Annotated in this window: 27 protein-coding genes, 1 tRNA gene and 1 pseudogene; 20 read left to right on the top strand and 9 right to left on the bottom strand. The window is 71.8% G+C overall.

Going from position 1 to position 25,859, the window contains the following annotated elements; genetic code table 11:
* Positions 1–279 precede the first annotated feature (279 nt).
* Positions 280–1,398, top strand: coding sequence for an NDMA-dependent alcohol dehydrogenase (locus tag HNR02_RS32400; protein WP_179777408.1), 1,119 nt, complete (start codon positions 280–282; stop codon positions 1,396–1,398).
* Between the two features lie 3 nt (positions 1,399–1,401).
* Here HNR02_RS32400 and HNR02_RS32395 read toward each other — a convergent pair whose 3' ends face one another.
* Complete coding sequence (locus HNR02_RS32395; RefSeq protein ID WP_376772978.1) at positions 1,402–2,910, bottom strand: MFS transporter; 1,509 nt, start codon at positions 2,908–2,910, stop codon at positions 1,402–1,404.
* Positions 2,911–3,013: 103 nt separating this feature from the next.
* Between HNR02_RS32395 and HNR02_RS32390 the strand changes: the two genes are divergently transcribed.
* The 3 genes from HNR02_RS32390 to HNR02_RS32380 are packed head-to-tail and all read left to right on the top strand — an operon-like array spanning position 3,014 to position 6,933.
* Positions 3,014–3,598: a TetR/AcrR family transcriptional regulator gene (locus HNR02_RS32390; protein ID WP_312861253.1), complete on the top strand. Its 585-nt coding sequence runs from the start codon at positions 3,014–3,016 to the stop codon at positions 3,596–3,598.
* A 55-nt stretch (positions 3,599–3,653) separates the two neighbouring features.
* A complete protein-coding gene (locus HNR02_RS32385) occupies positions 3,654–5,441 on the top strand; it encodes a flavin-containing monooxygenase (protein ID WP_179777405.1) in 1,788 nt (595 codons plus the stop codon).
* Positions 5,434–6,933, top strand: a complete 1,500-nt coding sequence (locus tag HNR02_RS32380; RefSeq protein ID WP_312861252.1) for a hypothetical protein — start codon at positions 5,434–5,436, stop codon at positions 6,931–6,933. Before HNR02_RS32385 ends, HNR02_RS32380 begins: the two co-directional genes overlap by 8 nt.
* A 5-nt stretch (positions 6,934–6,938) precedes the next feature.
* Here the strand turns inward: HNR02_RS32380 and HNR02_RS32375 are convergent, their stop codons facing one another.
* Entirely contained in the window at positions 6,939–7,802 is an 864-nt protein-coding gene (locus HNR02_RS32375) for an exodeoxyribonuclease III (protein ID WP_179777404.1), read from the bottom strand.
* Between the two features lie 194 nt (positions 7,803–7,996).
* Here HNR02_RS32375 and HNR02_RS32370 point away from each other — a divergent pair, with 194 nt between their 5' ends.
* Positions 7,997–8,518: a DUF4232 domain-containing protein gene (locus HNR02_RS32370; protein ID WP_179777403.1), complete on the top strand. Its 522-nt coding sequence runs from the start codon at positions 7,997–7,999 to the stop codon at positions 8,516–8,518.
* Here the strand turns inward: HNR02_RS32370 and HNR02_RS36660 are convergent.
* The 3 genes from HNR02_RS36660 to HNR02_RS32355 form a co-directional block, all read right to left on the bottom strand.
* A complete protein-coding gene (locus tag HNR02_RS36660) occupies positions 8,418–8,894 on the bottom strand; it encodes a HigA family addiction module antitoxin (RefSeq protein ID WP_179777402.1) in 477 nt (158 codons plus the stop codon). The genes HNR02_RS32370 and HNR02_RS36660 overlap by 101 nt on opposite strands.
* Before the next feature lie 173 nt (positions 8,895–9,067).
* Positions 9,068–10,525 (bottom strand): phospholipase D-like domain-containing protein, encoded by a 1,458-nt coding sequence (locus tag HNR02_RS32360; RefSeq protein WP_179777401.1) that lies wholly within the window; start codon positions 10,523–10,525, stop codon positions 9,068–9,070.
* Positions 10,526–10,594: 69 nt separating this feature from the next.
* A complete protein-coding gene (locus HNR02_RS32355; protein ID WP_246339335.1) occupies positions 10,595–10,876 on the bottom strand; it encodes a hypothetical protein in 282 nt (93 codons plus the stop codon).
* Positions 10,877–11,034: 158 nt separating this feature from the next.
* Here HNR02_RS32355 and HNR02_RS32350 point away from each other — a divergent pair, with 158 nt between their 5' ends.
* Positions 11,035–11,397, top strand: a complete 363-nt coding sequence (locus HNR02_RS32350; protein ID WP_179777400.1) for a hypothetical protein — start codon at positions 11,035–11,037, stop codon at positions 11,395–11,397.
* 112 nt (positions 11,398–11,509) lie between these two features.
* Positions 11,510–11,749, top strand: a pseudogene (locus HNR02_RS32345) (nitronate monooxygenase); the annotation flags it as partial.
* A gap of 49 nt (positions 11,750–11,798) precedes the next feature.
* On the opposite strand, the gene HNR02_RS32340 reads toward HNR02_RS32345, so the two are convergent.
* A complete protein-coding gene (locus HNR02_RS32340; RefSeq protein ID WP_179777399.1) occupies positions 11,799–12,758 on the bottom strand; it encodes a sigma-70 family RNA polymerase sigma factor in 960 nt (319 codons plus the stop codon).
* Positions 12,759–12,858: 100 nt separating this feature from the next.
* On the opposite strand from HNR02_RS32340, the gene HNR02_RS32335 reads away from it, so the two are divergent.
* From HNR02_RS32335 to HNR02_RS32315, 5 genes are all read left to right on the top strand, one after another.
* Positions 12,859–14,253, top strand: a complete 1,395-nt coding sequence (locus HNR02_RS32335) for a DHA2 family efflux MFS transporter permease subunit (RefSeq protein ID WP_179777398.1) — start codon at positions 12,859–12,861, stop codon at positions 14,251–14,253.
* Positions 14,246–14,992 carry an SDR family NAD(P)-dependent oxidoreductase gene (locus HNR02_RS32330; RefSeq protein ID WP_179777397.1) on the top strand — a complete coding sequence of 249 codons (747 nt, stop codon included), beginning with the start codon at positions 14,246–14,248 and terminating at the stop codon, positions 14,990–14,992. Before HNR02_RS32335 ends, HNR02_RS32330 begins: the two co-directional genes overlap by 8 nt.
* Before the next feature lie 239 nt (positions 14,993–15,231).
* Positions 15,232–16,353 carry an acyl-CoA dehydrogenase family protein gene (locus tag HNR02_RS32325; RefSeq protein WP_179777396.1) on the top strand — a complete coding sequence of 374 codons (1,122 nt, stop codon included), beginning with the start codon at positions 15,232–15,234 and terminating at the stop codon, positions 16,351–16,353.
* Positions 16,354–16,356: 3 nt separating this feature from the next.
* Complete coding sequence (locus HNR02_RS32320) at positions 16,357–17,187, top strand: phosphate/phosphite/phosphonate ABC transporter substrate-binding protein (protein ID WP_218914354.1); 831 nt, start codon at positions 16,357–16,359, stop codon at positions 17,185–17,187.
* A complete protein-coding gene (locus tag HNR02_RS32315) occupies positions 17,165–18,331 on the top strand; it encodes a ferritin family protein (protein WP_179777395.1) in 1,167 nt (388 codons plus the stop codon). The genes HNR02_RS32320 and HNR02_RS32315 overlap by 23 nt, the downstream gene beginning before the upstream one ends.
* Positions 18,332–18,352: 21 nt before the next feature.
* On the opposite strand, the gene HNR02_RS32310 is transcribed toward HNR02_RS32315, so the two are convergent.
* Positions 18,353–18,447: transfer RNA gene (locus tag HNR02_RS32310), tRNA-Sec, on the bottom strand.
* Between the two features lie 126 nt (positions 18,448–18,573).
* Complete coding sequence (locus HNR02_RS32305; RefSeq protein WP_179777394.1) at positions 18,574–18,807, bottom strand: hypothetical protein; 234 nt, start codon at positions 18,805–18,807, stop codon at positions 18,574–18,576.
* Positions 18,808–19,073: 266 nt separating this feature from the next.
* On the opposite strand from HNR02_RS32305, the gene HNR02_RS32300 reads away from it, so the two are divergent.
* Both HNR02_RS32300 and HNR02_RS32295 read left to right on the top strand, forming a co-directional pair.
* Positions 19,074–19,580, top strand: coding sequence for an SRPBCC family protein (locus HNR02_RS32300; protein WP_179777393.1), 507 nt, complete (start codon positions 19,074–19,076; stop codon positions 19,578–19,580).
* The gene (locus tag HNR02_RS32295) at positions 19,580–20,626 is read left to right on the top strand and encodes an LLM class flavin-dependent oxidoreductase (RefSeq protein WP_179777392.1); all 1,047 of its coding nucleotides are present in this window, start codon (positions 19,580–19,582) and stop codon (positions 20,624–20,626) included. The genes HNR02_RS32300 and HNR02_RS32295 overlap by 1 nt, the downstream gene beginning before the upstream one ends.
* A 14-nt stretch (positions 20,627–20,640) precedes the next feature.
* Here HNR02_RS32295 and HNR02_RS36345 read toward each other — a convergent pair whose 3' ends face one another.
* The gene (locus HNR02_RS36345) at positions 20,641–20,775 is read right to left on the bottom strand and encodes a hypothetical protein (protein ID WP_281377463.1); all 135 of its coding nucleotides are present in this window, start codon (positions 20,773–20,775) and stop codon (positions 20,641–20,643) included.
* 72 nt (positions 20,776–20,847) lie between these two features.
* On the opposite strand from HNR02_RS36345, the gene HNR02_RS32290 reads away from it, so the two are divergent.
* The 6 genes from HNR02_RS32290 (at position 20,848) to HNR02_RS32265 (ending at position 25,856) form a co-directional block, all read left to right on the top strand.
* Positions 20,848–21,069, top strand: a complete 222-nt coding sequence (locus HNR02_RS32290) for a hypothetical protein (protein ID WP_179777391.1) — start codon at positions 20,848–20,850, stop codon at positions 21,067–21,069.
* Positions 21,070–21,116: 47 nt separating this feature from the next.
* A complete protein-coding gene (locus HNR02_RS32285) occupies positions 21,117–23,435 on the top strand; it encodes a molybdopterin oxidoreductase family protein (RefSeq protein WP_179777390.1) in 2,319 nt (772 codons plus the stop codon).
* Complete coding sequence (locus HNR02_RS32280) at positions 23,432–23,914, top strand: hypothetical protein (RefSeq protein ID WP_179777389.1); 483 nt, start codon at positions 23,432–23,434, stop codon at positions 23,912–23,914. The genes HNR02_RS32285 and HNR02_RS32280 overlap by 4 nt, the downstream gene beginning before the upstream one ends.
* Complete coding sequence (locus tag HNR02_RS32275; RefSeq protein ID WP_179777388.1) at positions 23,914–24,402, top strand: flavin reductase family protein; 489 nt, start codon at positions 23,914–23,916, stop codon at positions 24,400–24,402. The genes HNR02_RS32280 and HNR02_RS32275 overlap by 1 nt, the downstream gene beginning before the upstream one ends.
* Positions 24,403–24,482: 80 nt before the next feature.
* Complete coding sequence (locus HNR02_RS32270; RefSeq protein WP_179777387.1) at positions 24,483–25,181, top strand: hypothetical protein; 699 nt, start codon at positions 24,483–24,485, stop codon at positions 25,179–25,181.
* 144 nt (positions 25,182–25,325) lie between these two features.
* Positions 25,326–25,856, top strand: coding sequence for a hypothetical protein (locus HNR02_RS32265; protein WP_179777386.1), 531 nt, complete (start codon positions 25,326–25,328; stop codon positions 25,854–25,856).
* The last annotated feature ends 3 nt before the right edge of the window (positions 25,857–25,859 follow it).

The following is a 25,859-nucleotide window of genomic DNA, read 5'->3' as shown; positions in this document are numbered from 1 at the left end:
TCCGGAACCGCCGCCCGGCAACGCAAGCCGACCCACGACCGGCCCGGACCTCCCGCCCCTCATCCCCAGCCTGCTCGGCGACTGGAACCATCCGCGAGGAGGGGCGGGGGCGGTCGAACCCGAGGCGACCGACTACTGCCCGCCAGCGCGCCCAGCGGCTGGTCTGGCGACGGGATGACCACCCAGCTCCGGGGTTACTGCAGCGCGTCGCCTCCTTGACGCAAAATAGAACCTGTTCTACCTTCGGCCAGTCGGCGTTGTACTGGTGGAAGGTGGGCGATGATGCGAACCCGTGCGGCCGCGCTGCTCGAACAGCCGGGCAAATGGCAGGTCGTGGACATCGATCTGGACGAGCCGTCGGACCACGAGGTGCGGGTGGAGTTCCACGCGGCGGGGCTGTGCCACTCGGACGACCATGCCACGACCGGTGACATGCCGACGCCGCATCTGCCGCTCATCGGCGGGCACGAGGGTGCGGGCGTGGTGGAGGCGGTCGGGCCGGGGGTGCGCAACCTCGCGGTGGGTGACCATGTGGTGGCCCAGTTCGTGCCCTCCTGCGGGCGGTGCGAGGCGTGTTCCTCCGGGCGCGGCAACCTGTGTGATCTTGGCATGTACGCCCTGAGCGGCTGCATGGCCGACGGTACCTACCGCGCGCACCACGACGGGGCGGACGCGGCGCAGATGACGATGGTCGGCACGTTCGCGCGGCACGCGATCGTTCCCGAGTTCTCGCTCACGAAGATCGACCCGGGCATCCCGTTCCACGTCGCGGCGCTGCTGTCCTGCGGCGTGCCGACGGGGTGGGGCTCGGCCGAGTACGCGGCGGAGGTCAAGGCAGGCGACACGGTCATCGTGATGGGCGTCGGCGGTGTGGGCATCAACGCCGTGCAGGGCTCGCGGGCCCGCGGCGCGGCCCACGTCGTCGCCGTGGATCCGGTGGCGTTCAAGCGGGAGAAGGCCCTGGAGCTGGGTGCGACGCACGCGTTCGCGGACATCGACGAGGCGGCGGACTTCGCGCGCTCGGTCACCAATGGGCAGGGCGCGAACTCGGCGATCGTCACCGTCGGCGTCACGACCGGTGACCACGTGGCGCAGGCCGTCAACGCGATCGGCAAGTTCGGCACGGTCGTGGTGACCGGCATCGGCGACGTCAAGGACGAGGGCCTGCCGATCAACCTGTGGGCGCTGTCGATGATGCAGAAGCGCATCCAGGGAGTGATCTTCGGGATGGGCACGCCGTCGTTCGAGATCACCCGCCTCGCGCGGATGTACCAGGCGGGCACGCTCAAACTGGACGAGCTGATCACGACGACCTACAAGCTCGACGAGATCAACCAGGCCTACGCCGACATGCACGCCGGGCGCAACATCCGCGGCGTGATCCTGCACGATTCCTGAGGCTCAGGTCCTGGCCGGGCGCAGGCACGCGGCGGCGACGATGCCCGCCGCGACGATCCCGGCCAGGGCCAGCAGGCTGAACCACATTCCCTCGGAGAACGCGTCACGCGCGGCCGCCGCCAGCTGGGCGCCCGCCGGGCCGGACCGTTCCGCGACCGCGAGCGCCCCGGCGAGTGAGCCGTCCGCGGCCTCGCGCGCCGCCGCCGGGAGCGCCGCCGTCGAGGGCTCCACCGACGACGTGTAGGTCGCCGACAGCACGCTCCCGGCGAGCGCGATCCCCAGCGCGGCACCGATTTCGCGGGTCGCGTCGTTGACCGCGGAGGCCACGCCGTACTTGTCCGGCGGCACGTTGTCCAGGATGGCGCTCGTCGCCGCGGGTGCGGTCAGACCGAGGCCGCCACCCAGCACGCACACCGCGATCGCCAGCTCCGGGTAGGCGCTGCCGGCGTCGAGCCGCCCCAGCAGCACGACACCGGCGACCACGACGGCCAGCCCGGCGCAGGTCAGCAGGCGCAACCCGATCCGCTGCCCGAGCCATGCCGACAGCATCGACAACGGCAGCGTCGACAACGCGATCGGCCACAGCGCGAGCCCCGACTTCAACGCGTCGTAGCCCTGCACGAGTTGCAGGTACTGCGCCAGCGCGTACAGCGAGCCGAACGCCGCGGTGAACTGCACGGTCACCGACAGCGAGCCGGTGGCGAAGGCGCGGTTGAGAAACAGCCGCACGTCCAGCAACGGCGCCGGGTGCCGCGCCTCGAACCAGGCGAAAGCCGCGATCAGCACCACACCGGCGACCAGCGCCACGATGACCTCGGCGCTGCTCCACCCCAGATCCGCCGCCCGCAGGATGCCGAACACCAGTGACCCGATCGCCAGCGCTCCGAGCGCGGCGCCGACCGTGTCGAACCGCCGGTGCACCAGTTCCCGTGACGTCGGCACCGTCAGGCACGCGAGCGCGAACAACGCGGACAGCACGGCCGGGCCGAGGAACACCGAGTGCCACGAGAAATGCCGCAGCAGCAGGCCCGCGAGCACCAGACCGCCCAGGCCGCCGAGACCGGCGACCGCGGCCCAGATGCCGATGGCCCGGCCGCGCCGCTCCGGCGGAAAGCTCGCGTTGATGATCGACAGCGTCGCGGGCATGATCATCGCCGCGCCCAGCCCGGTCAGCGCGCGGGCGGCGATCAGCCATTCCGGTGATTCGGCGAGCAGGGGAGCGGCGCAGCTGACCGCGAACACCGCCAGTCCGGCGATCAGCACGCCGCGACGGCCGTAACGGTCGCCCAGCGCGCCCATCGGCAGCACGAGCGCCGCCAGCACCAGGGTGTAGACGTCGACGATCCACGTCTGCTGCGCCTGGGTGACGCCGGTGTCCGCGGCGAGCGCGGGCAGAGCGGTGTTGACGATCGTGACCATGGCGATGACCAGGCCCACCGCGGAGCACATCAGCCCGACCGTCCCGCCCCGGCGTGCGGTGGACAGCGCCGTGACCTCCAGCTGCGCGTCCACCCGCATCCCACCTCGCTTCGACGAGAAACGAAACCGACAGTATCGTAGCAGTACCGGCAGTTCTGAATCCTGTTCTTTCGTTCGCGTGAGGGAGAATCCGGTCGTGACGACACAGCAGGTGCCCGGACGCCGTGACCCCCGGCTGGACCGGTCGCGCTCGGCGATCCTGTCGGCGGCGGTCGCCCTGCTGGCCGAGGGCGGCGTCCGGCAGGTGACGATCGAGGCGGTCACCGCGCGCAGCGGGGTCGCGCGGTCGACGCTGTACCGGCACTTCGCGAACAGCACCGAGCTGCTGGCGGCGGCCTTCCAGGAGCTGATCCCGCCGCTGAGCCCGCCCGAGGGCGGCACGCCCCGCGACCGCCTGCTGCGGCTGGTGCTCGCGCAGGCCGGGCAGATCGAACGCGCGCCGTCGCTGGCCGCGCTGGTGTGGATGGCGGCCGTCGGCCTGTCCGGTTCGCCGGACGACGGGGAGCCCGGCAGGCTCGCCGCGTTGCGCGAGCACGTCGTGGACACCTATCGCCGCCCGTTCGACGCGGTGCTGGCCGATCTGCGGCCTGGGGAGGACTACATCGACTTCGCCGCAGCCCGGCTCGTGGGCCCGTTGCTGTTCAACGCGTTGATCACGCGGCGCACCAGTGACGAGGAGTTCTGCGCCCGGCTGGTGGACGACTTCCTCGCGAGCCGGTGACGCCGCTTCCTGGTATTCTTCAATCACTTGATTGATTTAACTGGGAAGGATTCACATGTCTTCGGAGCCCGCCGACCTGGAATTCGACCCGGAGGCGTTGCGCGCGAAGTACCGCGCCGAACGCGACCGCCGCATCCGCCCGGACGGCGCCGCCCAGTACCGGGGTGTGGAGGGCGACTTCGGTTACTACGCCGAGGATCCGCACGCCGAACCCGGCTTCACTCGCGAGCCGCTGCGCGACCGGGTCGAGGTGGCCGTCATCGGCGGCGGCTTCGGCGGCCTGCTCGCCGCGGCCCGCCTGCGCGCCGCCGGAATCGAGAGCATCCGGGTGATCGAGAAGGCGAGCGACTTCGGCGGAACGTGGTACTGGAACCGCTACCCCGGCGTGCACTGCGACATCGAGTCCTACGTGTACATGCCGCTGCTGGACGAGATCGGGTACGTGCCGGAGTGGAAGTACTCGCCAGGCGCGGAGATCCTCGCCCACGCGCGGGCCATCGGGCGCCACTACGACCTCTACCGTGACGCCTGCTTCCGGGCCGGCGTGACCGAACTGCGCTGGGAGGACCCGGACTGGCTCGTGCGCACCGACCGCGGCGACGAGATCCGCGCGCGCTACGTGGTGGTTTCCGGCGGTACGCTCGACCGGCCGAAGCTGCCCGGCGTCCCGGGCATCGAGGAGTTCACCGGCCACACCTTCCACACCAGCCGCTGGGACTACGACTACACCGGCGGGGACGCGAACGGCGGCCTGACCGGCCTCGCCGACAAGCGCGTCGCGCTCATCGGCACCGGTGCCACCGCCATCCAGGTCGTGCCACACCTCGCGCGTGATGCCAAGCAGGTCCACGTCTTCCAGCGCACACCGTCCTCAGTGGATGTTCGTGGCAACCGGCGCACGGACCCGGAGTGGGCCGCGTCGCTGGAGCCGGGATGGGCGGCGCGGCGCCGGGACAACTTCCTGCGCATCGTCACCGGCCACCCGGTGGAGGAGGACCTGGTGGCCGATGCGTGGACCAGCAGTGCGTCGCTGCTGCGCAACATGGTGCCGAGCCGGGCCTACGCCGGACTTTCGCCCGAGGAACGTGACCGGGTCGACGAGATCGCCGACTTCCGCAAGATGAACGAGCTGCGCTCGCGCGTCGAGTCGATCGTCAGTGACCCGGCGACGGCCGAAAAGCTCAAGCCCTGGTACCGCTACTCGTGCAAGCGGCCCGCGTTCAGCGACGAGTACCTGCAGGCGTTCAACCGGCCCACCGTGACGCTCGTCGACACGGCCGATTCCGGTGGCGTCGAGCGGATGACCGAACGGGGGCTGGTGGTCGGCGGCGAAGAGTACGAAGTGGACTGCGTCATCTTCGCGACGGGCTTCGAGGTCGGGAAGTCCGACGTGATGTCCGGGCGGCTGCCGGTGTTCGGACGGGACGGTGTGCCGCTGCTCGGGACGTGGCGCACCACCGGCCCGCGCACGCTGCACGGCTTCTCCAGCAACGGTTTCCCGAACCTGTTCCACCTCGGCCCGCTGCAGAACGCCAGCTCGGTCAACTTCGTGCACGTCCTCGACGAGCAGGCGACGCATGTGGCGGCGGTGGTCGCGGAGGCGCACAAGCGCGGGTCCTGCACGGTCGAGCCCACGGTGGACGCCGAGTCGGAGTGGCTGGCGACCATCGAGCGGACGGCGCCGGATCTCGAAAAGTTCCTCGCCGAGTGCACGCCCGGCTACTACAACAACGAGGGCAAGCCCCGCAAACGGCAGTCCTTCGGCGAGGGCGCGGTCGTGTTCCACGAGCTGCTGCGGAACTGGCGGAAGTCCAGGATGGACGAGGTGATGCACGGTGAGTGACCGGATCGCCGCGCACGGGCCGATGCGCGGGTCGAACGGGGTCGCGTTCGGGCCGGACGGGCGGCTCTACGTCGCGCAGTTCCTCAGTGGACTGATCAGCGCGGTCGACATCTCCACGGGTGACGTCGAAACCGTGGTGGACGCCGGGTCGCCGGTGCGGTCGCCGGACGACCTCGCGTTCGGGGCGGATGGCTCGATGTACATCACGGATCTGGTGCCGGGTCGCGTGTGGCGACGCGATCCGGGTGGCGAGTACAGCCTCGTGTCCGGTGAGGTCGCGCTGGCCAACGGGATCACGTGTGCCGGGGACCGGTTGTTCGTCAACGAGATGCGGATGGGCGGCAGGCTGTTCGAGCTGTTCCCGGACGGCGGGGAGCCGGTGGTGCTGGCCGAGGGGCTGGCGATGGGCAACGCGATGCAGCTCGGGCCGGACGGGTTCCTGTACTACCCGCACATGATGACCGGGCAGGTGCACCGGGTGTCCCCGGACGGCGGCGCGCCCGAGCTGGTGGCGTCCGGCGTGCACGAGCCGGTCGCGGTGCGGTTCGACCTCGACGGCACGTTGCTGGTGCTGTCGCGTGGGGTGGCGGGCATCGTCACGCGCATCGACCTCGCCACCGGCCGCCGCGAGTTGGTCGAGAGTGGATTGCCCGGACTGGACAACGCCGCGTTCGACAGCGAGAACCGGATGTTCGTGTCCAGTTTCGCGGGCGGCGGGATCGCCGAACTGCACCCGGACGGCCGCACGCGGGAGATCGTGCCGCAGGGTTTCGCCGGACCCTTCGGCGTGGCGGTGTACCGGGCGGGCACCGTGTTCGCGGGCGATCACTACCGCGTCACCAGTGTCGACGGCGATGCGGTGACGATGCGCGAGATGCTGGTCTTCACCCACGGCGTCGCGGCCGACGGTGATCTCCTGCATGTCACCTCGCAGTACGGCGACGTGCGCACCTACGACCCGCTCGACCGCACCACCCGGACCAGGGCGAGCGGCCTCGACCAGCCGATGGGCCTCGCCGCCCGCGCGGGCACCCTGGTGGTCGCCGAAGCCGGAGCCGGACGCATCGTGGTGATCGGCGAGGTCGACGGGATCACGGTTCTGGCGGAGGGTTTCGACCACCCGGTGGACGTCACCGTGGACGACTCGGATTGCTGGTTCACCGACGAGGCACGGGGAGCGGTCTTCCGGATCGGCCAGGAGGAGCCGCTGCTGGCCGATCTCGCGGCCCCGCAAGGTCTGACCCTGCACGAGGGCACGCTCTACGTGGTGGAATCCGGCCGCGGCCGCTTGCACGCACTCGACCTGGCGACGGGAGAGTGTCGCGTGGTCGCGGAGGACCTGGCGGTGGCGCCGCCGGTGGAGTCACCGGGCCTGTTCGCGTACGGGATGCCCGGAGTGCCACGCCGTTTCGCGGGTGTGGCGGCGGCCCCGGACGGCTCGCTGTACGTGTCGGCCAACGGCGAAGGCACGGTGGTGCGCGTCGTGCCCTGAGGGGCTCACTTCGACTGCGGCAGCTTGACCGGCCGCTTCCGTCCGCGCGGTGCCGATGGTGGCGGTACGACCGGGCCGATGTCGCCGTCCGGAGCGGTGTCCAGGTCGACGATCACGGGGGCGTGGTCGCTCGGTGCGGTGCCCTTGCGGGCGTGCCGGTCGACCCACGCGGCGGCGACCCGGCCCGCCACCGGAGCCGAGGCCAGCACCAGGTCGATGCGCATGCCGAGGTCCTGGTGGAACATCCCGGCACGGTAGTCCCAGTAGGTGAAGACGCGTTCGGACGGCCAGCGGTCGCGCACGACGTCGTGCAGGCCGAGACCGGTCAGTGCGGCGAGCGCGGCCCGTTCCGGGGCGGTGACGTGGGTGTGGCCCTCGTAGGCGCCGGGGTCGAAGACGTCAGCGTCGGCCGGGGCGATGTTCATGTCGCCGCACAGCATCACCGCGTCCGGGCCGCCCGCCACCACCTCGCGCAGCGCCGCCAGCCACGCCAGTTTGTACTGGTAGTGCTCGGAACCCGGGGTGCGGCCGTTCGGCACGTACAGCGAGTGCACTCGGATCCCGCCGCAGGTCGCGGCCACCGCGCGCGCCTCCGGGTGCGGGAAGCCCGGCGCCTCCGCCACCCCGGTCACCACGTCGTCCAGTCCGGCCCTGGACAGGATCGCGACGCCGTTCCAGCGCGGTTCCCCGGCCAGGGCCACCTCGTAGCCGCGTCGCGCGAGTTCGTCACCGAGCAGGTCGCGGAACGCGTCGTCGGCCAGTTTGGTCTCCTGCAGGCACACCACGTCGGGCTGCCGCTGGTCCAGCCACGGCAGGAGCCTCGGCCCCCGCTGCTTCACCGAGTTCACGTTCCAGGTCGCCACGCGCATCCTGCAGACGCTAGCGCTCCCGCGGCCGGTGCGCGCGGAACGAGGCGTTCTCCCTGACCGCACTGTTGGACGTGTGTGACCGCGATGGGTTGCGTTTCTGCGATCGATCCCACCGGGGCGCATCCCCATCCGGCCGTGAGCGTCTTACCGGGTGAGAGTCAACGAGGTGAAAGCCTCACGGAAAGGGGAGACCGATGACCAACCGCATCACGCGTACCGGGGCTGCTGTCGCCGTGGCGGCCGTGACCGCAGGGGCGTTCGCGTTCGCCGGGGGGACCGCGCAGGCCGAGCCGACCGACCTGGGCTGCACCGCCACCCAGGTGGACACGACCCTGATCCAGGGCCCGGGCGCCGCCGGCACCCACGGCGGCTACCTGCAGTTCACCGCGAAGCCGGGTGAAGCCTGCTACCTGGGCGGCTCGGTGCCGGTGAACCTGGTGGGCGCCGACAACGTGCTGGTGACCAACGACGCGCCCGCCGACGCGCCGATGATCTACCTGCGCAGTGGTGGTTCGGCGTACGTGCAGCTGACCTGGACGGCCATCGCGCCGCCCGAGCAGCAGCAGACGCCGCTGGCCGTCAGCGTCGACACGCCCGGTCACCCGGAGGGCCCGTTCATGACCACGGACTGGACGCTGGGCTCCGTCGACGCGACGCCGGAGAGCCACGAGATCCACGTGGGCCCCGCGACGCCGGGCGCCGCACCGACGATGTGACCCCCGCGCGGGGGTGGCCGGTCCCGCACCGGCCGCCCCCGCGGGGCGCGTCGGCCGTCCGGGGCCAGGCTTTGGCCAGGCCGGTCTCGTTCAGCGGGTGGATGTCGGCGACTTCCGGGCCGATCCTGTCCCGCGCCCTCTCCAGGTCGTACCGGGCCTGGAGGCTCATCCAGAACTGGTCGGACGTGCCGAAGAACCGGGACAACCGCAGCGCGGTGTCCGCGGTGACGGCGCGCTTGCCGTGCACGATCTCGTTGATCCGGCGCGGCGGTACGTGGATGAGCACGGCCAGCTTGTGCTGCGTGATGCCGAGCGGGGCGAGGAACTCCTCAAGGAGGATCTCGCCAGGGTGGATCGGTTCGAGTAGGTCGCTCATCGGTCGTGTCCCCCCGGTGTGGGTCAGTGGTAGTCGCACATCTCGACGTCTTCGGGGCCTGCCTCCGTCCATCTGAAGCAGATTCGCCATTGGCCGTTGACGCGGATGCCGTGCTGGCCGACCCGATCACCGGCTCGACGGCGGCGTTGACGACGTCAAACGTTACGGGTGCGTCAGCCGTCCACGAGCAGGCCCCGCAGGGGGCCTTCGAGGCGTTCCGCGCGGCGCGATACGCCCGGCAGCAGTACCAGCCGGTGCGTGCGCCGCGCACCGCGGCGTTCGAGGTCCGCCTGTTCCTCCGCGATGGGGCGCCACAGGCCGTCCACGACGTCCGCCGGGTCACCGTCGACCGCGTCCGCCGGGCGGCGCAGGTGTTCCGACCACAGCCGCAGCCTCGTGGCGCGGATCAGGTCCCGGTCGTCGGTCGCGATGTTGACCTCCGTGTCGTTGAACAGCGAGTGCTCGTTGAGGTTCGCCGAGCCGATGGTCATCCATTCGTCGTCCACGATGCCGAGCTTCGCGTGCACGTACACCGGCGCCGAGGATTCGCCGTCGTGGCTGCTGATCGTCGTCGCCAGCAGACGGTGGTTGCCGTCGTCCGCGTCGAGAAGCCTGCCGAGCTGACCGCGTGTGGTGTCCGCGCCGTTGCTGGGTTTGCGTGGCAACAACAACACCACGCGGAACTGCGGGGACGGCGGATCACACAGTTTGCCGATCAGCACCTCCGCGATCTCCGGTGACCACAGGAACTGGTTCTCCAGGTACACGAGCCGCCGTGCCGAACGCAGCGCGCGCAGGTAGGCGTCGAGAACCGTGAACTCGCCCTTCGGTGCGAACCCGTACGTCCCGTCCGGCACCGTGCGCAGCAGCTGCGCGTTGCTGCCGCCCGCCGGCTCCGGCGTCGCGGGCGAGGGCAGGTCCTCACCCGCGATCTCGCTCCACCGCCGCCGGAAGTGGTCCGCGACGTCGGCCACGACCGGGCCACGCAGCCGCGTCATCAGGTCGTGCCAGCCGATCGGCCGGTCCGCCCGGTGCTCGGTGCTGTCGTGCCGGTCGCCCTCCAGCGCGGTGAAGTCCACGCCGCCCACGAACGCCACCGTGTCGTCGACGATCACGAGCTTCTCGTGGTGGCAGTGCAACGTCCGTTCGCGGGCGTCGAGCACGCACTGGACGGCGGTGTTCTCGGTGAACTTCCGCTGCTCCGACCGCACCAGGCCGCGCGTCGGCTGGAAGGCGGGCACCGGCGGTCCCGCCCACAGCAGCACCCGCACGTCCACGCCGCGCCGCGCGGTCGAGGCGAGCAGGTCCCGCAGCGTGGGCGCGTCCGGTTCGCGAGTCAGCCGGAAGTCCGGGCTGGCGTGCCAGTTGGCGATGTGCACGTGCGACCGGGCGCCCGCGATCGCGTCCCGGATCGCGGGCAGCGCCTCCTCGCCGTCCACCAGCACTTCGATGCTGTTGCCCCGCCGGATCTCCGCGCGGCCGCCGAACCGGTCCTCGATGCCGCCCGGTTCGAGCACTTCGCCCCAGCCCAGCCTGCGCAGCCGGCGCGCGTGGTGGGCGCACAGGACGTGCTCCAGGCCGTCTCCGATCCGTTCGTCCACCTTGTCCAGGAATGAGCGAAAGGTACTCATCTTCCTATCGCACTACAGATGGGCGCCGCCCGCCGCGCGACGACGGCCAACGTGGTGCCGGACCGGCAACTATTCTTGTCCGGACCGCCGCTCAGCCGGCGCTGCTCCGCGCGCCGGCGACGCCTCGGAGATCCGGGACACCAGCAGCTCCCGGGAGTGCGACGGGCCGCCGTCCTGTTCGTGGGCGATGTCCCAGGCGTCCAGGTCGTCGAAGGCGGCGTTCTTCTCGCGCAGCCGTCGCGGCACCGCCTGGGGATCCAGGGCACGCTCGAGGATCCACGCGTCGCGTTCGAGCCGGACCCGCCGCTCGCTGACGCCGAGACCGCGCATCCGGTCCAGGAGAGCGACCACTTCCGGGGGCAGGACGAGGCTTTCGCCGCCGGCCAGTTCGGCGATGCGGCGGCGGTACTCGCCGAGCTAGCAGGCCGACGTGGTGGTAGTAGCGGACGGCGCGCACGGTCACCCCGGCGGCGGCCGCCAGCCGGCCGATCGCGAGCACCGTCCTCCTCTTGCCCGTCGTTGAGTTCGCGCGCGTCCGGATCGTCGCTCAGCTCGGCGTCGATGAACGGGAGCAGTTCCGGGTGCTCCGCGCGCAGTCTGGCGTAGTTGTCACGCAGGGCAGCGCGGATCTGATCGAACTGGCCGGGGTCGGGGGCGCTCCGCTCGGCGGCGGCGAGGTGCTGTGCGGGTGGCAGGAAGTCGTCCCAGTCACGGCGGAGGGCGTCCAGCCAGACCAGTCCCGCCACGTCCCGCGGGTACAGCTGCGCGAACCGGTGCGCGGCAGTGGCAGGGGATCGCTGTGGCCACTGCCGCCGCGGTCGTACACGACGGCGGCGGTGAACCGTGCCACCCGTTGCTGCGCAGCGAAGTAGTCCAAAGTGCTGGTGTTCGTCATGGCCTCAGCCTCCGGCCCTGACGCAGGGTCAAGGTCAAGCCGGCCGCGGACGGACGCGGGTCACTCGTGTCACCGGAACGGCTGACGCCATGGTGCGCACGCGGTTCTGCGACGTCTTCGGTGTGGAGCATCCGATCACGCAGGGCGGGAGGCAGCGGGTGGGCCGCGCCGAGCTGACCTCGGCGGTGGCGAACGCGGGCGGGCCGGGGTTGCTGACCGCGCTGGCCCAGCCGATGCCGGAGGACCTGGCGAAGGAGATCGCGCGCTGCCGGGAGATGACCGACGACCCGGCGGGGCATCTGCCCTCCTTCCGCGCGGGCGGGGTCAAGAGGCGCGGCAGCTGATCGCGGGACGGCTGGCGAACACCCTGCGCTGAACTCACGCGGTGGCCGCCAGGCCGAAGCGGGGGAACAGATCCGGGTCGAGGAAGGCGACGATCGAGGAGATCTTCTCGCCGGTGAAGGTGAGGACCTGGATGGCGTGCGCGCGGTAGAGGCCGTCGCCGCCGCGGCGGTACGTGGCGGTGGCGGGCTGCCCGTTCGCCCGCAGCGGGACGAGCTTGAGTGAACCCGCGGGCCCGAAGATGTGCGACCCGGCGAAGCGCGCCACCGTCTCCCGGCCCCGCAACCACGTCGGCAGGGGCGGCATCTCCAGCGCCACGTCGTCGGTGAGCAGGCGGGCCAGCGCGGCGGTGTCCGCGCGCTCGAACGCGGACATGTACCGCGCCAGCAGGGCCCGCACGCCGGGCTCCGGTGGTTCGGCGACGTGGTCCTCGGCCGGGGCGACGCGCTGCAGCTGGGCCCGCGCGCGCTGCAACGTGCTCTTCACGGCCGCCGTCGTGGTGTCGAGGGCCTCGGCGACTTCGGTCGTGCTCCAGCCCAGCACGTCGCGCAGGATCAGGACCGCGCGCTGGCGTGCGGGCAGGTGCTGCAGCGCCGCGATCAGTGCCAGCCGCAGACTGCCGCGCGTGAGGACCACGGCGGCGGGATCGTCGGCCAGTGGCTGCAGCCAGGTCACCTCGGGTGGCGCGGGCGGACCGTCGATCGTCTCGCTCGGGCCGCCCAGGCCGGAGGGCAGCGGGCGCCTGCCGCGGCCCTGCAGAGCGCTGAGGCAGGCGTTGGTCGCGATCCGGTACAACCAGGTCCGCGGCGACGAGCGTCCCTCGAACCCGTCGTAGGACCGCCACGCACGCAGGTACGTCTCCTGGACCAGGTCCTCCGCCTCGTCCACCGTGCCCATCATCCGGTAGCAGTGCGCGAGCAACTCGCGCCGGTACGGTTCGGTGAGACGGACGAAGTCCGCCGCGACCGGCATCGCCACTTTTTCCTCCAGCACCATGTTCGAGGATGCAGACCGCGCGGGCCCCCGGAAAGCATCGGCCCCGTGCTGTGATGTGCGTCACCGATTCCTCCGGTGTGCCCGCCCGGTCTCCACTCGCATGACAGTCACGACCAACCCCGCCCCGGCGGTCACCCGCCGCGGGTGGACCTTGGCGCTCGCCGGGCTCGGGGCGTTCCTGGCCTCCCTCGACGTCGTCGTGGTGGCCACGGCGCTACCCACCCTGCAGTCCCGGCTCGGCGCGAGCCTGGCCGATCTCGAATGGACCATCAACGCCTACAACCTGGCCTTCGCCTGCCTGATCCTCACCGGTTCGGCGCTGGGTGACCGGTTCGGCCGCCGCCGCATGTACGTCATCGGCCTCGGTGTCTTCACCCTCGCGTCGGCCGCGTGCGCGCTGTCGTCGAGCGTCACGGCACTCATCGTGGCCAGGACGGTGGAAGGCGCGGGCGCCGCCGTGGTGCTGCCGCTGAGCCTGACCCTGATCAGCGACGCGTTCCCCGCGGCCAAGCGCGGCGCGGCGATCGGGGTGTGGGGTGGCATCACCGGGCTCGGTGTCGCGGGTGGCCCCGTCCTGGGTGGCGCGATCACCGAGGGCATGTCCTGGCAGTGGATCTTCTGGATCAACGTCCCCGTCGGCCTGGTGCTGATGCCGTTGTGCGCGCTGTACCTGCGGGAAACCCACGGCCCGCGTCCGCACCTGGACCTCGCCGGGCTCGTGCTCGCCGCGGCCGGCCTCGTCGCGCTGACCTGGGCGCCGGTGCGCGCGCCGTCGATCGGCTGGGGCAGCGCCGAGGTGCTGGTGTCCTTCGTGATCGGCGCGGTGCTGGTGGCCGGGTTCCTGTCGTGGGAGCGGCGTGCCGAGCACCCGATGCTGCCGCTGGCCTACTTCCGCCTGCGCGGGTTCTCCGCCGCGAACGGGGTGATCTTCTTCCAGTTCCTGTCCCTGCTGGGCGCGTTGTTCATGATCACCCAGCTGTTCCAGGTGGGCCTGGGCAACAGCCCATGGGAGGCCGGGCTGCGGATTCTGTGCTGGACGGGCATGCCGATGCTGGTGGCGCCGGTGGCCGGTGCGCTCGCCGACCGCGTCGGGCCACGCCCGTTCATGCTTGCCGGGCTGCTCCTGCAGGCCGCCGGCCTGGGCTGGCTCGCGCTGGCCGTCGAGCCGGGCGTGGCGTACCTGACGCTGGTTCCGCCGCTGGTCGTCGCGGGCGCGGGCATCGGGATGATCTTCGCGACCACCGCGAGCGCGGCCACGGCGGCCGTCCCGGTCGGCGACACCGGGGTGGCCGCGGGCACCAACACCGCGCTGCGGGAACTCGGCGGTGTGTTCGGCATCGCGATCCTCGCCGCCGTCTTCGCCGCGCACGGCGGGTACTCCTCGCCGGAGGCGTTCATCGACGGCTTCACGCCGGCCATGTGGGTGGCGGCCGCGGTCCCGCTCGCCGGGGTCGTCGCGGCGGCCTTCGCGCCTTCGGGGAGGACCGATGCCTGACCTCACCGGCACCACGGCACTCGTCACCGGCGCGAGCCGCGGGTTCGGCCGCGGCATCGCCGCCGCACTGGCCGAAGCGGGCGCGCACGTCGTCGGCGTCGCCCGGGACCGTGACCGGCTGGCCGCCCTGCGGGACCTGCTGGGCGACGCCTTCACCCCGGTCGTCGCCGATGCCGCCGATCCCACGATCGCGGGACAGCTCCTCGACACCCACCGCCCGCGCACGCTGGTGCTCAACGCCGGTGCGAACCCGCTGACCCGGCCGGTGCAGCACCACACCTGGCAGACCTTCAGCCGCAACTGGGAGGTCGACGTCCAGCACGCGTTCCACTGGGCCAGGGAAGCGCTGCTGCGGCCACTCGCCCCGGGCAGTACCGTGCTCGCCCTGTCCAGCGGCGCGGCCCTGCGTGGTTCGCCGCTGAGCGGTGGCTACGCCGGTGCCAAGGCCGCCATCCGGTTCCTGATGTCCTACGCCGCCGGGGAGTCCGCCCGTGACGATCTCGGCATCCGGTTCGCCGCGCTGCTCCCGATGCTGACCCCGGCCACCGACCTCGGCGCCACGGGAGTCGCGGCCTACGCGGCTCGCGAGGGTGTCGACGTGGACACCTTCGTCGAGCGGCTCGGCCCGGTCCTGACCCCGGAACGAGTGGGCGAAGCGGTGGCCGGGCTCGCCGCGGAGGCCGGTCCGCACGGGCCCGCCTACCTCCTCACCCCGGCGGGCCTGCGGCCGGTGGACTGAGCGGGTGTGCGCGGTCCGGCTTCCGTCCCGGGAGCCGGACCGCGCCGGTGGTTTTCATCCGGACGCCGGAACTTTTCACTCCGGTGGTGGACGATGCCCCTGATCGGGGCCGCATCGCGCGGCGAGCGCACCCTGCGGTGCATACGCTGTCGCCGACGCGCCGGTGGCCCGGATGTCGGTCGTGCGGAGCCGGCGAGGACGAACGCCTGCTGCCCGGCCACTCGACGCGAAGGACATCGATGACCTACGAAAAGGACCTCGCCCGCATCGTCGAAGACGTGGCAGGTCCGCAGGCCGCGCGGATCGACCGGGAGGGCGCGTTCCCGCGCGCCGCGATCGACGATCTCGCCGGATCCGGGATCCTCGCCCTCACCGTGCCCGCCGGGCTCGGCGGGGGCGGGCTCGGCCTGGCCGCGGCGTCCGACGTCGTGCAGAGCCTGGCGACGGTGTGCGGGTCCACCGCGATGGTCGTGACGATGCACTACGCCGCCACGGCCGTCCTGGCCGCCACCGGCCGCGAGGACGTGCTCCGTGAGATCGCCCGCGGCGCTCACCTGACCACGCTGGCGTTCTCCGAAAGCGGTTCCCGCAGCCAGTTCTGGAGCCCGGTGAGCACGGCCGCCGCCGATGGTGCGGAGGTCGTGCTCGACGCGCGCAAGAGCTGGGTCACCTCGGCGCACGAGGCCGACAGCTACGTGTGGTCCTCGCGCCCGCTGGCCGCGGACGGGCCGATGTCGCTGTGGCTCGTCCGCACCGGCAGCGCCGGTCTCAGCGCGCCCGCCGGCTTCGACGGGCTCGGGTTGCGGGGCAACGACTCCTGCCCGGTGACGGCCGAGGGCGTCCGCGTCGCCCGCACCGATCTGCTGGGCGGCGACGGCAGCGGACTGGACATCGCCCTGACCGCGGCGCTGCCATGGTTCCTGCTGCTCAACGCCTCCGCCAGCGCCGGGCTCATGCGCGCGGTCACCGACGCGACCACGCAGTACCTGACCGCGACCCGGCTGGAGCACCTCGGCCAGTCGCTCGCGCGGCAGCTTCCGTCCCGCGCCCGGCTCGCCCGTATGCGGATCGAGACCGACCGCACCCGCGCGCACGTCGCCGACGCGATCGCCGCGGTCGAATCCGGTCGGGAGGACGCCCAGCTGCTGGTGCTGGAGGTCAAGGCCGCCGCCGACGAGGCTGCGGCCGAGGTGGCCGACGCGGCGATGGCGGCCTGCGGTGGCGCGGCCTTCCGCAAGGAACTGCCCGTGGAACGGCGGTTCCGCGACTCGCGGGCCGCGCGGGTGATGGCGCCGACCACGGACGCGCTGCTGGACTTCGTCGGGCGCGCCCTGTGCGGCCTGCCGCTGCTGGACGCGTGAGCCGTGGCCGGGCTGCTGATGGGCGCGGTCGCCTACGACCCTAAGGTCGTCACGATCTGGGCGGGGTTCCGGCGGTGGCTGCGCGCCCGCGACTTCGAGTTCGACTTCGTCCTGTACTCCCACTACGAGCGTCAGGTCGAGGACCTGGTGGCCGGGCGGCTCGACGCCGCCTGGCACTCCCCGCTGGCGTGGGTGCGGTCCCGGCGCCTGGACCCGCGGGTGCGGGCGGTCGTCATGCGCGACACCGACCGGGACCTCACCAGTGCGGTCGTGGTCCGCGCGGACGGTGAACTGTCCACCCCGGACGATCTGCGCGGGCGCACGGTCGCGACCGGTGCCCTCGACTCGCCCCAGGCGACGCTGCTTCCGTTGTCGTGGCTGCGGTCGGAGGGGATCGACGTGAAGGCACGACGGTTCGATGTCGGCGTGGGACTGCACGGTGACCACATCGGCGGCGAGCGGGACGCGGTGGTCGCGCTGCGCGACGGCCTCGTCGACGCGGCCTGCGTGACCGACACGAACCTGCTGCTGTTCGGGCAGGAAGGCACGATCCGGCCCGGTTCGACGAGGGTGCTGCTGCGGACCGAGCCGTTCGACCACTGCGTGATGGCCGCCGCACCGCACGCGGATCCCGTGGTGGTGGACGCCTTCGCCGAACTGCTGCTCGGCATGTCCTACGCCGACCCGGAGGCTCGCCCGCTGCTGGATCTCGAAGGACTGACCCGGTGGCTGCCGGGCCGCACCACCCGGTACGCGGCGCTGGAGACGGCGGTCGACGAATGCGGCCTCTACGACGGCGAAGGGAGGGTGCGTGACCCCGGCTATCGACCTTGACACGCTGGGCCTGGACACCGGCGGGCACCTGCTCGTGCAGCGAGCGCTCGCCGGGCTCCGGCCCGGTGACCGGCTGGACGTCCGCGGCGTCCACCCCGAGCTGGCCCTGCACCTGGGCGCCTGGTGCCGGGCGAAGGGGCACCGCCTCGACGGCGGGCGCACGATCGTCAAGGGCGAGGCGGAAGAACTGCGCTGGGCGGGCGCGGAACGCGCGGGACGGCCGGACGGCGCCAGCGCGAAAGCCGAGCGCACCTGGGGCCTGGCGGCGCGGGGCGCGCTGGTCGAAACGGGCGGCCCGGCGCTGGACGTGGCGTGGGTGGACCGCGACCTCGTCTGGGCCGACGTCGCGCCCCAGCTCTACGCCCGTGCCACGGCGAACCAGTGGGACCCCGCGACGGTCGTGGACTGGACCGCGCCCGCCGGGCTGGCGCCGGAGATCGAGGACGCCGTCGTCCAGATCATGACCTACCTGGTGGAGAACGAGCACGCCGCGCTGATGATCCCGGCGCGGATGCTGGGCAGCCTGCATCCGCACTTCCGCGAGGTCATGCAGCTGCTCGCCGCGCAGGTGGCCGACGAAGCGCGGCACGTCGAGATCTTCACGCGCCGCGCGTTGCTGCACCGCGACGAGCTGGGGGTCTCCGGTGCGGGCGGCCGCGCCTCCCTGCAGAGCCTGCTGGACGAACCGGACTTCACGCTCGCGTCGTTCCTGCTGTCGGTGCTCGGCGAAGGGACCTTCGTCGACCTGCTCAAGTTCCTCAACGAGCACGCGCCCGACCCGGCCACCGAGACGATCACCCGGCTCGCCGGACGCGACGAGGCGCGCCACGTCGCGTTCGGTGTCGCGCACACGGCTCATCTCGCGCACGACGACCCGGCTTTCCTCGGACGTCTGCGCCAGGCGGTGGAACGGCGGCACGATGCGCTGCGCGACACGGCCGGGCTCAACCAGGAGGTCTACGACTCGCTGGTGCTGCTGGCCGCCGGATCGTGGGCTCCGGCGGCGATCCGGCGCGGCTGGGACGCGGTCCGGGCGCTGCAGCGGCGGATGGACGACGGGCGGCGACGGCGGCTGGCCGCGATCGGGTTCCCCGACGACGAGGCCGCCGAGCTGTCCGCGCTGCACACCCGGAACTTCATGTGAGCGGGGTGGCTGGTGCGGGCGTGGCGGAGGTGGACGGGAATCGAACCCGCCAGGCCGGGATCCCCGGCCTCGTCGGTTTTGAAGACCGCGGCGTCCACCAGGGCGCGGACACCTCCCTCGGAACCCCATGGTAACCGCCGGGACCGCTGAGGTCCACAGAGGACGAGGTACGACAGGCGGCGATCGGGGCCGGTCGCCTCCGCGGTGAACCCGGTGGGGGACGGCGTCCCCACCGGCAGGCGTCAGCCGAGGACGAGGATACCGGTGTCCGGCACGAGCGCGGTCGCGCCCCGCGGGGCGACGTCGGCGACCGTGACCTGAACCGGCAGGGTCACCACGTCCTTCTTCCACGCCTCGCGCAGGTTGTCGAGCGTCGAGCTTGCCAGTGCGCACATCTCCGGCGGGATCCGCTCCGGTGCGGAGCCGTTCTCACCTTCCCCGCCCGATCCGCCGCATGCGGTCAGGCCGAACACCATCGCGGCTCCCGCCGCCGCACGCGCGACCGGGACGCGGCCGGTTCCGTGATACCTGGAAATGACTCTTCTCCACTCGGACTTCGGGCCGGGACCCTCCGCGGCGCGACGAAGGTACTTCGCCGGTCCGAACTGTCCGTTGTGGACCACGGCGGGTGGTCCGGCCGGTTCAGCGTGAGCGGCCGGATGGCGTAGCCGGGCGGGTTGACAGAGTCAGTCTTATTACGCAACCCTGTTGCCAGGGAGCCTGGACAACGAGGAGGCCGTCGATGGAGTGGACGGGCGCGCGCTACGCGGACACCCCCACGGTGGAGGTGCGGACGTGGATCGACGCGGCACCCGAGCGGGTGTGGCCGCTCGTCTCCGACATCGGCCTGATGCCCGCGCTGAGCGACGAACTGCAGGCGGTCGAGTGGGCCGGGGACGTCACCGCACCCGCGGTGGGCGCGCGGTTCGTCGGCCGCAACCGGAACGAGGCGCTGGGGGAGTGGGCCACCACGTCGCACATCGTCGAATGCGAGCCCGGACGGGTGTTCGCGTGGGCGGTCGACGATCCCGATCACCCCAGCGCCGTGTGGCGGTTCCGGCTGTCGCCGCGGGACGGCGGGACCGAGCTGTCGCAGTGGATGCAGATGGGGCCGGGGCGGTCCGGGCTGACGTTCGCCATCGAGCGGATGCCGGACAAGGAGCAGAAGATCGTGTTCGTGCGGCTGCGCGAGCTGGAGCGCACCATGACGGCGACGCTCGCTGGCATCAAGCAGCGCGCGGAAGCCTGATGCGCACCGCGACGACGGTCGAGGCGTCGTCCCCGGAGACCACGGACTTCGTGGTGGAAGCGGAAAAACTCGGCCTCGACGTGTGCTGGGTGGCCGAGGCGTGGGGGACCGACGCGCCCTCCGCGCTGGGCTTCTACGCGGCGCGCACCTCGCGGATGCTACTGGGGTCCGGGATCATGCAGGTCGGCACGCGGACGCCGGTTTCGGTGGCGCAGACCGCGATCACACTGTCCAATCTGTCGGCTGGGCGGTTCCTGCTCGGTCTGGGGGCGTCCGGGCCGCAGGTGGTGGAGGGGCTGCACGGGGTCCCGTTCGCGCATCCGCTCGCGCGGGTGCGGGAGACCGTGGAGATCGTGCGGCGCGTGTTCGAGGGCGGCAAGATCTCCTACGACGGTGCGGAGTTCCGCATTCCGCTGCCGGGCGGAGATTCGGTGCCGATGCGGCTGTCGGTGCGCCCCGAGCACGAGATCCCGGTCTACCTGGCCACCCTGTCGCCGGCGATGCTGCGGCTCACCGGCGAGGTCGCGGACGGCTGGCTGGGCACGAGCTTCGTCCCGGAGGGTGCCGGGGACGCGTACTTCCGTCATCTCGACGAGGGACTGGCTCGCGCCGGGCGCGCACGGCGGGACCTGGACGTGTGCCAGGGCGCGGAGGTCGCGTTCGCGCGGGACGAGGAAGCGCTTTCGGCGATGGTGGCGGGCCGGAAGAAGGAGCTGGCGTTCAGCCTCGGCGGCATGGGCTCGGCGTCGACGAACTTCTACAACCGCGCCTACAGTCGTCAGGGCTGGGCCGAGGTCGCCGCGGAGGTGCGTCAGCGGTGGCAGGCCGGGGATCGCGACGGGGCGGCGGCGCTGGTCACCGACGACATGGTGCTCGGCACGACCTTGATCGGCACCGAGGCGATGGTGCGTTCACGGCTACGGGTCTGGCGCGACGCGGGCGTCGACACGGTGCGGCTCTACCCGGCGGGCGACAGCCTCGACGCCCGCCTGGCGACGCTCGCGCGGGCGATCGAACTGGTCCGCGAGGTGAGTGCCGGTCTCTGAGCGCCGGGGACCGATCAGTGGTCCACCGACCCCGCCGCGCGCAGGTGCGGCCAGATCGTCGACCATCCAGCGGCCGTGGTGGGCAAGCCGTCCGCGATGTCGAAGTGGAAGGTGAGGCCGAGGTTCGCCGTGCCCGTGTTTCCGCGCACGCTCACGCGGAACGTGCAGTTGCCCCGCAGTTGGTACGAGGCGGGCGCGAAGTTCACCGTCGGGGTCGGGGAATGCCACAGGTAGTCGACGGGGAGGAGCTGCTCGCCGACAACCCGCCGATGTCCGTCTTCGGCGGCGGCCCCGTACCGCTCGATCTGCCCGAATCGGTCGAACCGCCGCTCGTTCCGGAGGCCCGAGCCGAGCTGGTCTCGCTGTCGGTGGTGCTCGACCTGAAGCCGGCACTGCTGGCCCACCGCTGCACCACGCCGGTCCCGCGCTGCTGGGTGAGCTGAAGGCGGTCCCAGGTTTCCCCGTGTGACCGGCGGGTAACTCACACGGGGTGAGCACGCGAAACGACGCCATCACCGACCCGTGGGGCCCGCGCACCCCCTACGGACCAGGGCAGCCGTGGCCGGTGCGGGTCGATTCGCACCTGGCCGACGGGGTCACCGAGGACGACGTCGACCGGTGGGTGCCGACCGCCGCGGTCCTGCACTCCAACGGGGACGGCCTCGAACTCGCGGTCAAGGACGGCCGGATCGTCGGCGTGCGGGGGTGGGCCGGCGACCGCGTCAACCACGGCCGCGTGGACGTCAAGGACCTCTACGGCTGGCAGGCCAACGCTTCCCCGGACCGGCTCACCACCCCGCTCGTCCGCCGCGACGGGGAACTCACCGAGGCGAGCTGGGACGAGGCGATGTCGCTGGTCGTGTCCCGCAGCCGCGAGCTGCTCGACGAGCAGGGACCGGGCGCGATCGGCTTCTACACCAGCGGCCAGCTGTTCTGCGAGGAGTACTACACGCTCGCCGCGATCGCCCACGGCGCCATCGGCACCAACCACGTCGACGGCAACACCCGCCTGTGCACGGCGACGGCGGCCGCGTCGCTGAAGGCGTCCTTCGGCTGCGACGGCCAGCCGGCCTCCTACACCGACGTCGACCACGCGGACGTGATCGCCCTGTTCGGCCACAACGCCGCCGAGACCCAGAGCGTGCTGTGGGCCCGCATGCTCGACCGGCTCGCCGGGCCGAACCCGCCCGCGCTGCTGTGCGTCGACCCGCGGGAGACGCCCGTGGCGCGCGCGGCCACGATCCACCTCGCCCCGATGCCCGGCACGAACCTGGCGCTGATGAACGCGCTACTGCACGAGATCGTCGCCCACGACTGGGTCGACCACGACTTCGTGGACCGCTGCACCGTCGGCTACGGCAAGCTCGCGGGACTCGTCGAGGACTGCACCCCGGAGTGGGCCGCCGAGATCTGTCACGTGCCCGCCGCCCGGATCCGTGACGCCGCGGCCCTGCTCGGGCGGTCCGAACGCCTGCTGTGCACGGTGCTGCAGGGCTTCTACCAGTCCCACCAGGCCAGCGCCGCCTCGGTGGCGGTCAACAACGTCGTGCTGCTGCGCGGCATGCTCGGGAAACCGGGCTGCGGGGTGCTGCAGATGAACGGTCAGCCCACCGCGGAGAACACGCGCGAATGCGGCGCCGACGGCGACCTCACCGGCTTCCGCAACTGGGCCAACGACGCCCACGTCGCCGAACTCGCGAAGCTGTGGAACCTCGACCAGATCCAGATCCCGCACTACTCGCCGCCCACGCACGCCATGCAGATGTTCCGCTACGCGGAGAACGGCACGATGCGGATGCTGTGGGTCTCGGCCACCAACCCGGCCGTGTCGCTGCCGGATCTGCGGCGCATCCGTTCGATCCTGTCGCAGGACCGCCTGTTCCTCGTCGTGCAGGACGCGTTCCGGACGGAGACCGCCGAACTGGCCGACGTCGTCCTGCCCGCCGCGATGTGGGGTGAGAAGACGGGCGTGTTCACCAACGCCGACCGCACCGTGCACCTGTCCGGCAAGGCCGTCGACCCGCCCGGGCAGTCCCGGTCCGATCTGGACATCTTCCTGGACTACGCGCGGCGCATGGACTTCCGCGACCGCGACGGGGCCCCGTTCCCGTCGTGGAACGATCCCGAATCCGCGTTCGAGGCATGGAAGGAGGCGAGCGCCGGCCGTCCCTGTGACTACACCGGCCTCACCTACGACAAGCTGCGCGGCGGCGGGATCCAGTGGCCGTGCACGCCGGAACGCCCCGAGGGCACCGAACGTCTCTACGCCGACGGGAAGTTCTTCGCCCACCCCGACTACTGCGAGGTCTACGGCCGCGATCTCGTCACCGGCGCGCCGATGGAGCCGACCGAGTACCGGGCGATGAACCCGGACGGCAAGGCGATGCTCAAGCCCGCCGAATACGTGCCGCCGCACGAACCGCCGTCGCCGGAGTTCCCGTTCGCGTTGATCACCGGCCGCACCGTGTACCAGTTCCACACCCGCACCAAGACCGGCCGTGCGCCCGAGCTGAACGACGCCGCGCCCGAGGTGTGGGTCGAAGTGTCCGAACAGGACGCCAAGGCACACGACCTGTCCGAGGGCGACTTCGCCGAGATCACCACCCCGCGTGGCGCAGTCCGCGCGCGTGTGCGGATCCGCGGCATCCGGGAGGGTGTGCTGTTCCTGCCGTTCCATTATGGATACTGGGACACCGACGGCGGCGAGCACCACCGCGCGGCCAACGAGCTGACCATCACCGAATGGGATCCGGTGTCCAAACAGCCGCTGTTCAAGACGGCCGCGGCGGCGTTGGGGCGGGTGCGATGAAGATCGGACTCGCGTTGCGTGAACTGCACCGGTCGGAGACCTCGCTGGCCCGGCAGCTGTCCGAGCTGTCCGACCGGCACCGCGCCGAACCGGAGATCCACCACATCGCCCGTGATCTGGCCGCCTGGTCGCGCGACCATGTTCGCGCACTGGCGGAGGCGGGCCGGTCGTGGGGGCTGGACCTGAGCCCGGACGCGCCCGAGCGGCCGGGTTCGCCCGCGCCGGTGCGGATAGCCTCCGACGACCTGCTCGCCGATCGTCCCGAACCCGGGCTGGAGCTGCTGGCCGACCTGCGCGGACTGCACCGCGCGTGCGCCGGGGTGTCGCTGGACTGGGAGCTGCTCGCGCAGAGCGCGCAGGCCGCGAAGAAGGCCGGCCTGGTGGAGCTGGCGGGCCGGTGCCATCCGCAGACGCTGCGGCAGTTGAAGTGGAGCAACGCGATGCTCAAGGAACTGTCCCCGCAGATCCTGACCAGCTGATGTCCGTGCCCGCGTTCGGGGCGGTCATGCGTCAGCTCGACTACCCGATGTACATCGTGACCACCACCGACGGCGCGCGACGGGCGGGATGCCTCCTCGGTTTCGCCGCCCAGTGCAGCATCTCGCCGCCGCGGTTCATGGTCTGGTTGTCGAAGAAGAACCACACGTTCCAAGTCGCCTCGCGCGCCACGCGTCTCGGGGTACACCGGCTGACCGAGGACTGCGGCGATCTGGCCGTGCTGTTCGGCGCGCACAGCGGGTTCGGCACCGACAAGTTCGCCCGCTGCGCCTGGCGGCCGGGGCACGGGGGAGTGCCGCTGCTGCAGGCGTGCGCGGACTGGTTCGTCGGCGAGATCCTGTCCCGCCACGACACCGGCGACCACGTGGGCGCCCTGCTGCGCCCGGTGACCGCCGCGAGCGGAACCTCGGCGGGCGGGCAGATCGGGTTCCGGGCCGTGCGCGACCTGGAACCGGGGAACCCGGCCTGACCGCACGTCTCGCGGCGCGGCTGTGGCAGCTTCCGGCCTGCTCCTTCCCCCGCTTCGTGCCGAGCGTTACGGTCGGCGTCATGGCACGGCGAACCCGGTTCCGCACCCAGCGCCGGTTCCTCACCACGATCGCCTACGGCTCCTGGTTGCTGCTGTGCACGATCGGTCCGCTGCTGTTCATCTTCGTCGGCCGGTGGCTCGCGGTGGGTGTCGCGATCGCGGTGGTCGGCGGCTGGGGTGCCTTCGTCGTGCTGGTGCCGCCGAGCGGGGGACGGCGGTTCTACGAGGTCACTCCGGGCGGGCTGGTCGTCGAGATGGCGGGGGAGCGTCTGACGATTCCGTGGCCCGGCATCGAGTACGTCGTGCACCGGCCCGTGGCCAAGACGTACCAGGACGGAGCCACGACGACCCACTGGGAAACCCTGGAACTGGTTCTGCACGACAGCACGCGGATCTTCATCCACGACGTGCACCGGCAGGGGGTCCTCTCGAAGCTGATCGTGCAGCGCTGCCGGGACCGGATCGTGCACCGGCTGACGGCCGCGTTCGAGCGGACCGGCGAAGTGGAGTACGGGAACTTCCACTTCGACCGCGAGGGCGCGCGCTCGCCCGGCGGTTTCCTGCCCTGGCGCGGCGACTGGCGAATCCGGCACTTCCGGGACGGGAAGGGCTCCTCGATGATGATCACCGCGCCGGGCAAGCGGACGATCGGCGGCTGGGTTCCGGAGTGGACGACCGCCAGGGAGCTGGTGACCACCCTGAGCGGGGCGGCCCGGTGAAGGTCGGGGCGATCCCGATCGTCGCCCTGGCAGCGCGCTCCGCCCCGGAATTCGAGCAGTGGCTCGCACGACGTGGTCTTCGCCCCCGGCAGCTTCCGGTCAAGGCCCCCTGGCGGTGGCCCGTCGCGCCCTAAGGTGCCCGGTATGGCAGATCTCGGCGCACTCGTCCAGTCCTATCCCAGTGAGAACGGCCGCCGTCTGCGGCAGGCCGTGCTGTGCCTGGCCGCCGCGGCGGTGCTGGTGCCGCTCGGCCTGGTCTTGGTCCAGCTGGACGTCTACCTCTACGACGGCACCCCGTCCGCATCGTCGATGACCGGCGTGGTGTGGGCGGGCAGCGCGTGCTTCGGGCTGAGCGTGCTCCTCCTGCCCTACGGCCTGCGGCGCCTGGTGCAGGGCCTGCGGCACCGCGGCGAACGGATCGACCTGCACGCCGGTGGGTTCGTGCACCACCGCAACGCCCGCGACCGGGCGGAGTTCCCGTGGGCGGACGTCGCGGTGGTGGACGCGCGCGGCATCTGGCAGGAAGGCAAGATCGGCAACCGCGTCGGCATCGACTGGCGCTGCGTGATCAAGCGCACCGACGGGCGGAAGGTCGTCGTGAACGCCTTCTTCCCGGGTGCGCGTGAACTCGCCGACGCGGTGCGAGTCTCGGCGGCACCGGGAGTGCGCCGTTGACCG

The sequence above is a fragment of the Amycolatopsis endophytica genome (assembly GCF_013410405.1).
GTDB classification, from domain to species: Bacteria; Actinomycetota; Actinomycetes; order Mycobacteriales; family Pseudonocardiaceae; genus Amycolatopsis_E; species Amycolatopsis_E endophytica.
The sequence above is the reverse complement of the archived record's forward strand: the minus strand, read 5'-3'. Positions and strand labels throughout refer to the sequence as shown.

Coding starts and splice junctions, on each gene's coding strand:
- HNR02_RS32290 (WP_179777391.1), top strand. CDS start 20,848: ATGCCACAGGTAGTCGACGGGGAGGAGCTGCTCGCCGACAACCCGCCG.
- HNR02_RS32385 (WP_179777405.1), top strand. CDS start 3,654: ATGTCTTCGGAGCCCGCCGACCTGGAATTCGACCCGGAGGCGTTGCGC.
- HNR02_RS32360 (WP_179777401.1), bottom strand. CDS start 10,525: ATGAGTACCTTTCGCTCATTCCTGGACAAGGTGGACGAACGGATCGGA.
- HNR02_RS32295 (WP_179777392.1), top strand. CDS start 19,580: ATGCGCACCGCGACGACGGTCGAGGCGTCGTCCCCGGAGACCACGGAC.
- HNR02_RS32325 (WP_179777396.1), top strand. CDS start 15,232: ATGACCTACGAAAAGGACCTCGCCCGCATCGTCGAAGACGTGGCAGGT.
- HNR02_RS32305 (WP_179777394.1), bottom strand. CDS start 18,807: ATGGTGTTCGGCCTGACCGCATGCGGCGGATCGGGCGGGGAAGGTGAG.
- HNR02_RS32340 (WP_179777399.1), bottom strand. CDS start 12,758: ATGGTGCTGGAGGAAAAAGTGGCGATGCCGGTCGCGGCGGACTTCGTC.
- HNR02_RS32265 (WP_179777386.1), top strand. CDS start 25,326: ATGGCAGATCTCGGCGCACTCGTCCAGTCCTATCCCAGTGAGAACGGC.
- HNR02_RS32400 (WP_179777408.1), top strand. CDS start 280: ATGATGCGAACCCGTGCGGCCGCGCTGCTCGAACAGCCGGGCAAATGG.
- HNR02_RS32300 (WP_179777393.1), top strand. CDS start 19,074: ATGGAGTGGACGGGCGCGCGCTACGCGGACACCCCCACGGTGGAGGTG.
- HNR02_RS32280 (WP_179777389.1), top strand. CDS start 23,432: ATGAAGATCGGACTCGCGTTGCGTGAACTGCACCGGTCGGAGACCTCG.
- HNR02_RS32270 (WP_179777387.1), top strand. CDS start 24,483: ATGGCACGGCGAACCCGGTTCCGCACCCAGCGCCGGTTCCTCACCACG.
- HNR02_RS32335 (WP_179777398.1), top strand. CDS start 12,859: ATGACAGTCACGACCAACCCCGCCCCGGCGGTCACCCGCCGCGGGTGG.
- HNR02_RS32375 (WP_179777404.1), bottom strand. CDS start 7,802: ATGCGCGTGGCGACCTGGAACGTGAACTCGGTGAAGCAGCGGGGGCCG.
- HNR02_RS32370 (WP_179777403.1), top strand. CDS start 7,997: ATGACCAACCGCATCACGCGTACCGGGGCTGCTGTCGCCGTGGCGGCC.
- HNR02_RS32275 (WP_179777388.1), top strand. CDS start 23,914: ATGTCCGTGCCCGCGTTCGGGGCGGTCATGCGTCAGCTCGACTACCCG.
- HNR02_RS32330 (WP_179777397.1), top strand. CDS start 14,246: ATGCCTGACCTCACCGGCACCACGGCACTCGTCACCGGCGCGAGCCGC.
- HNR02_RS36660 (WP_179777402.1), bottom strand. CDS start 8,894: ATGAGCGACCTACTCGAACCGATCCACCCTGGCGAGATCCTCCTTGAG.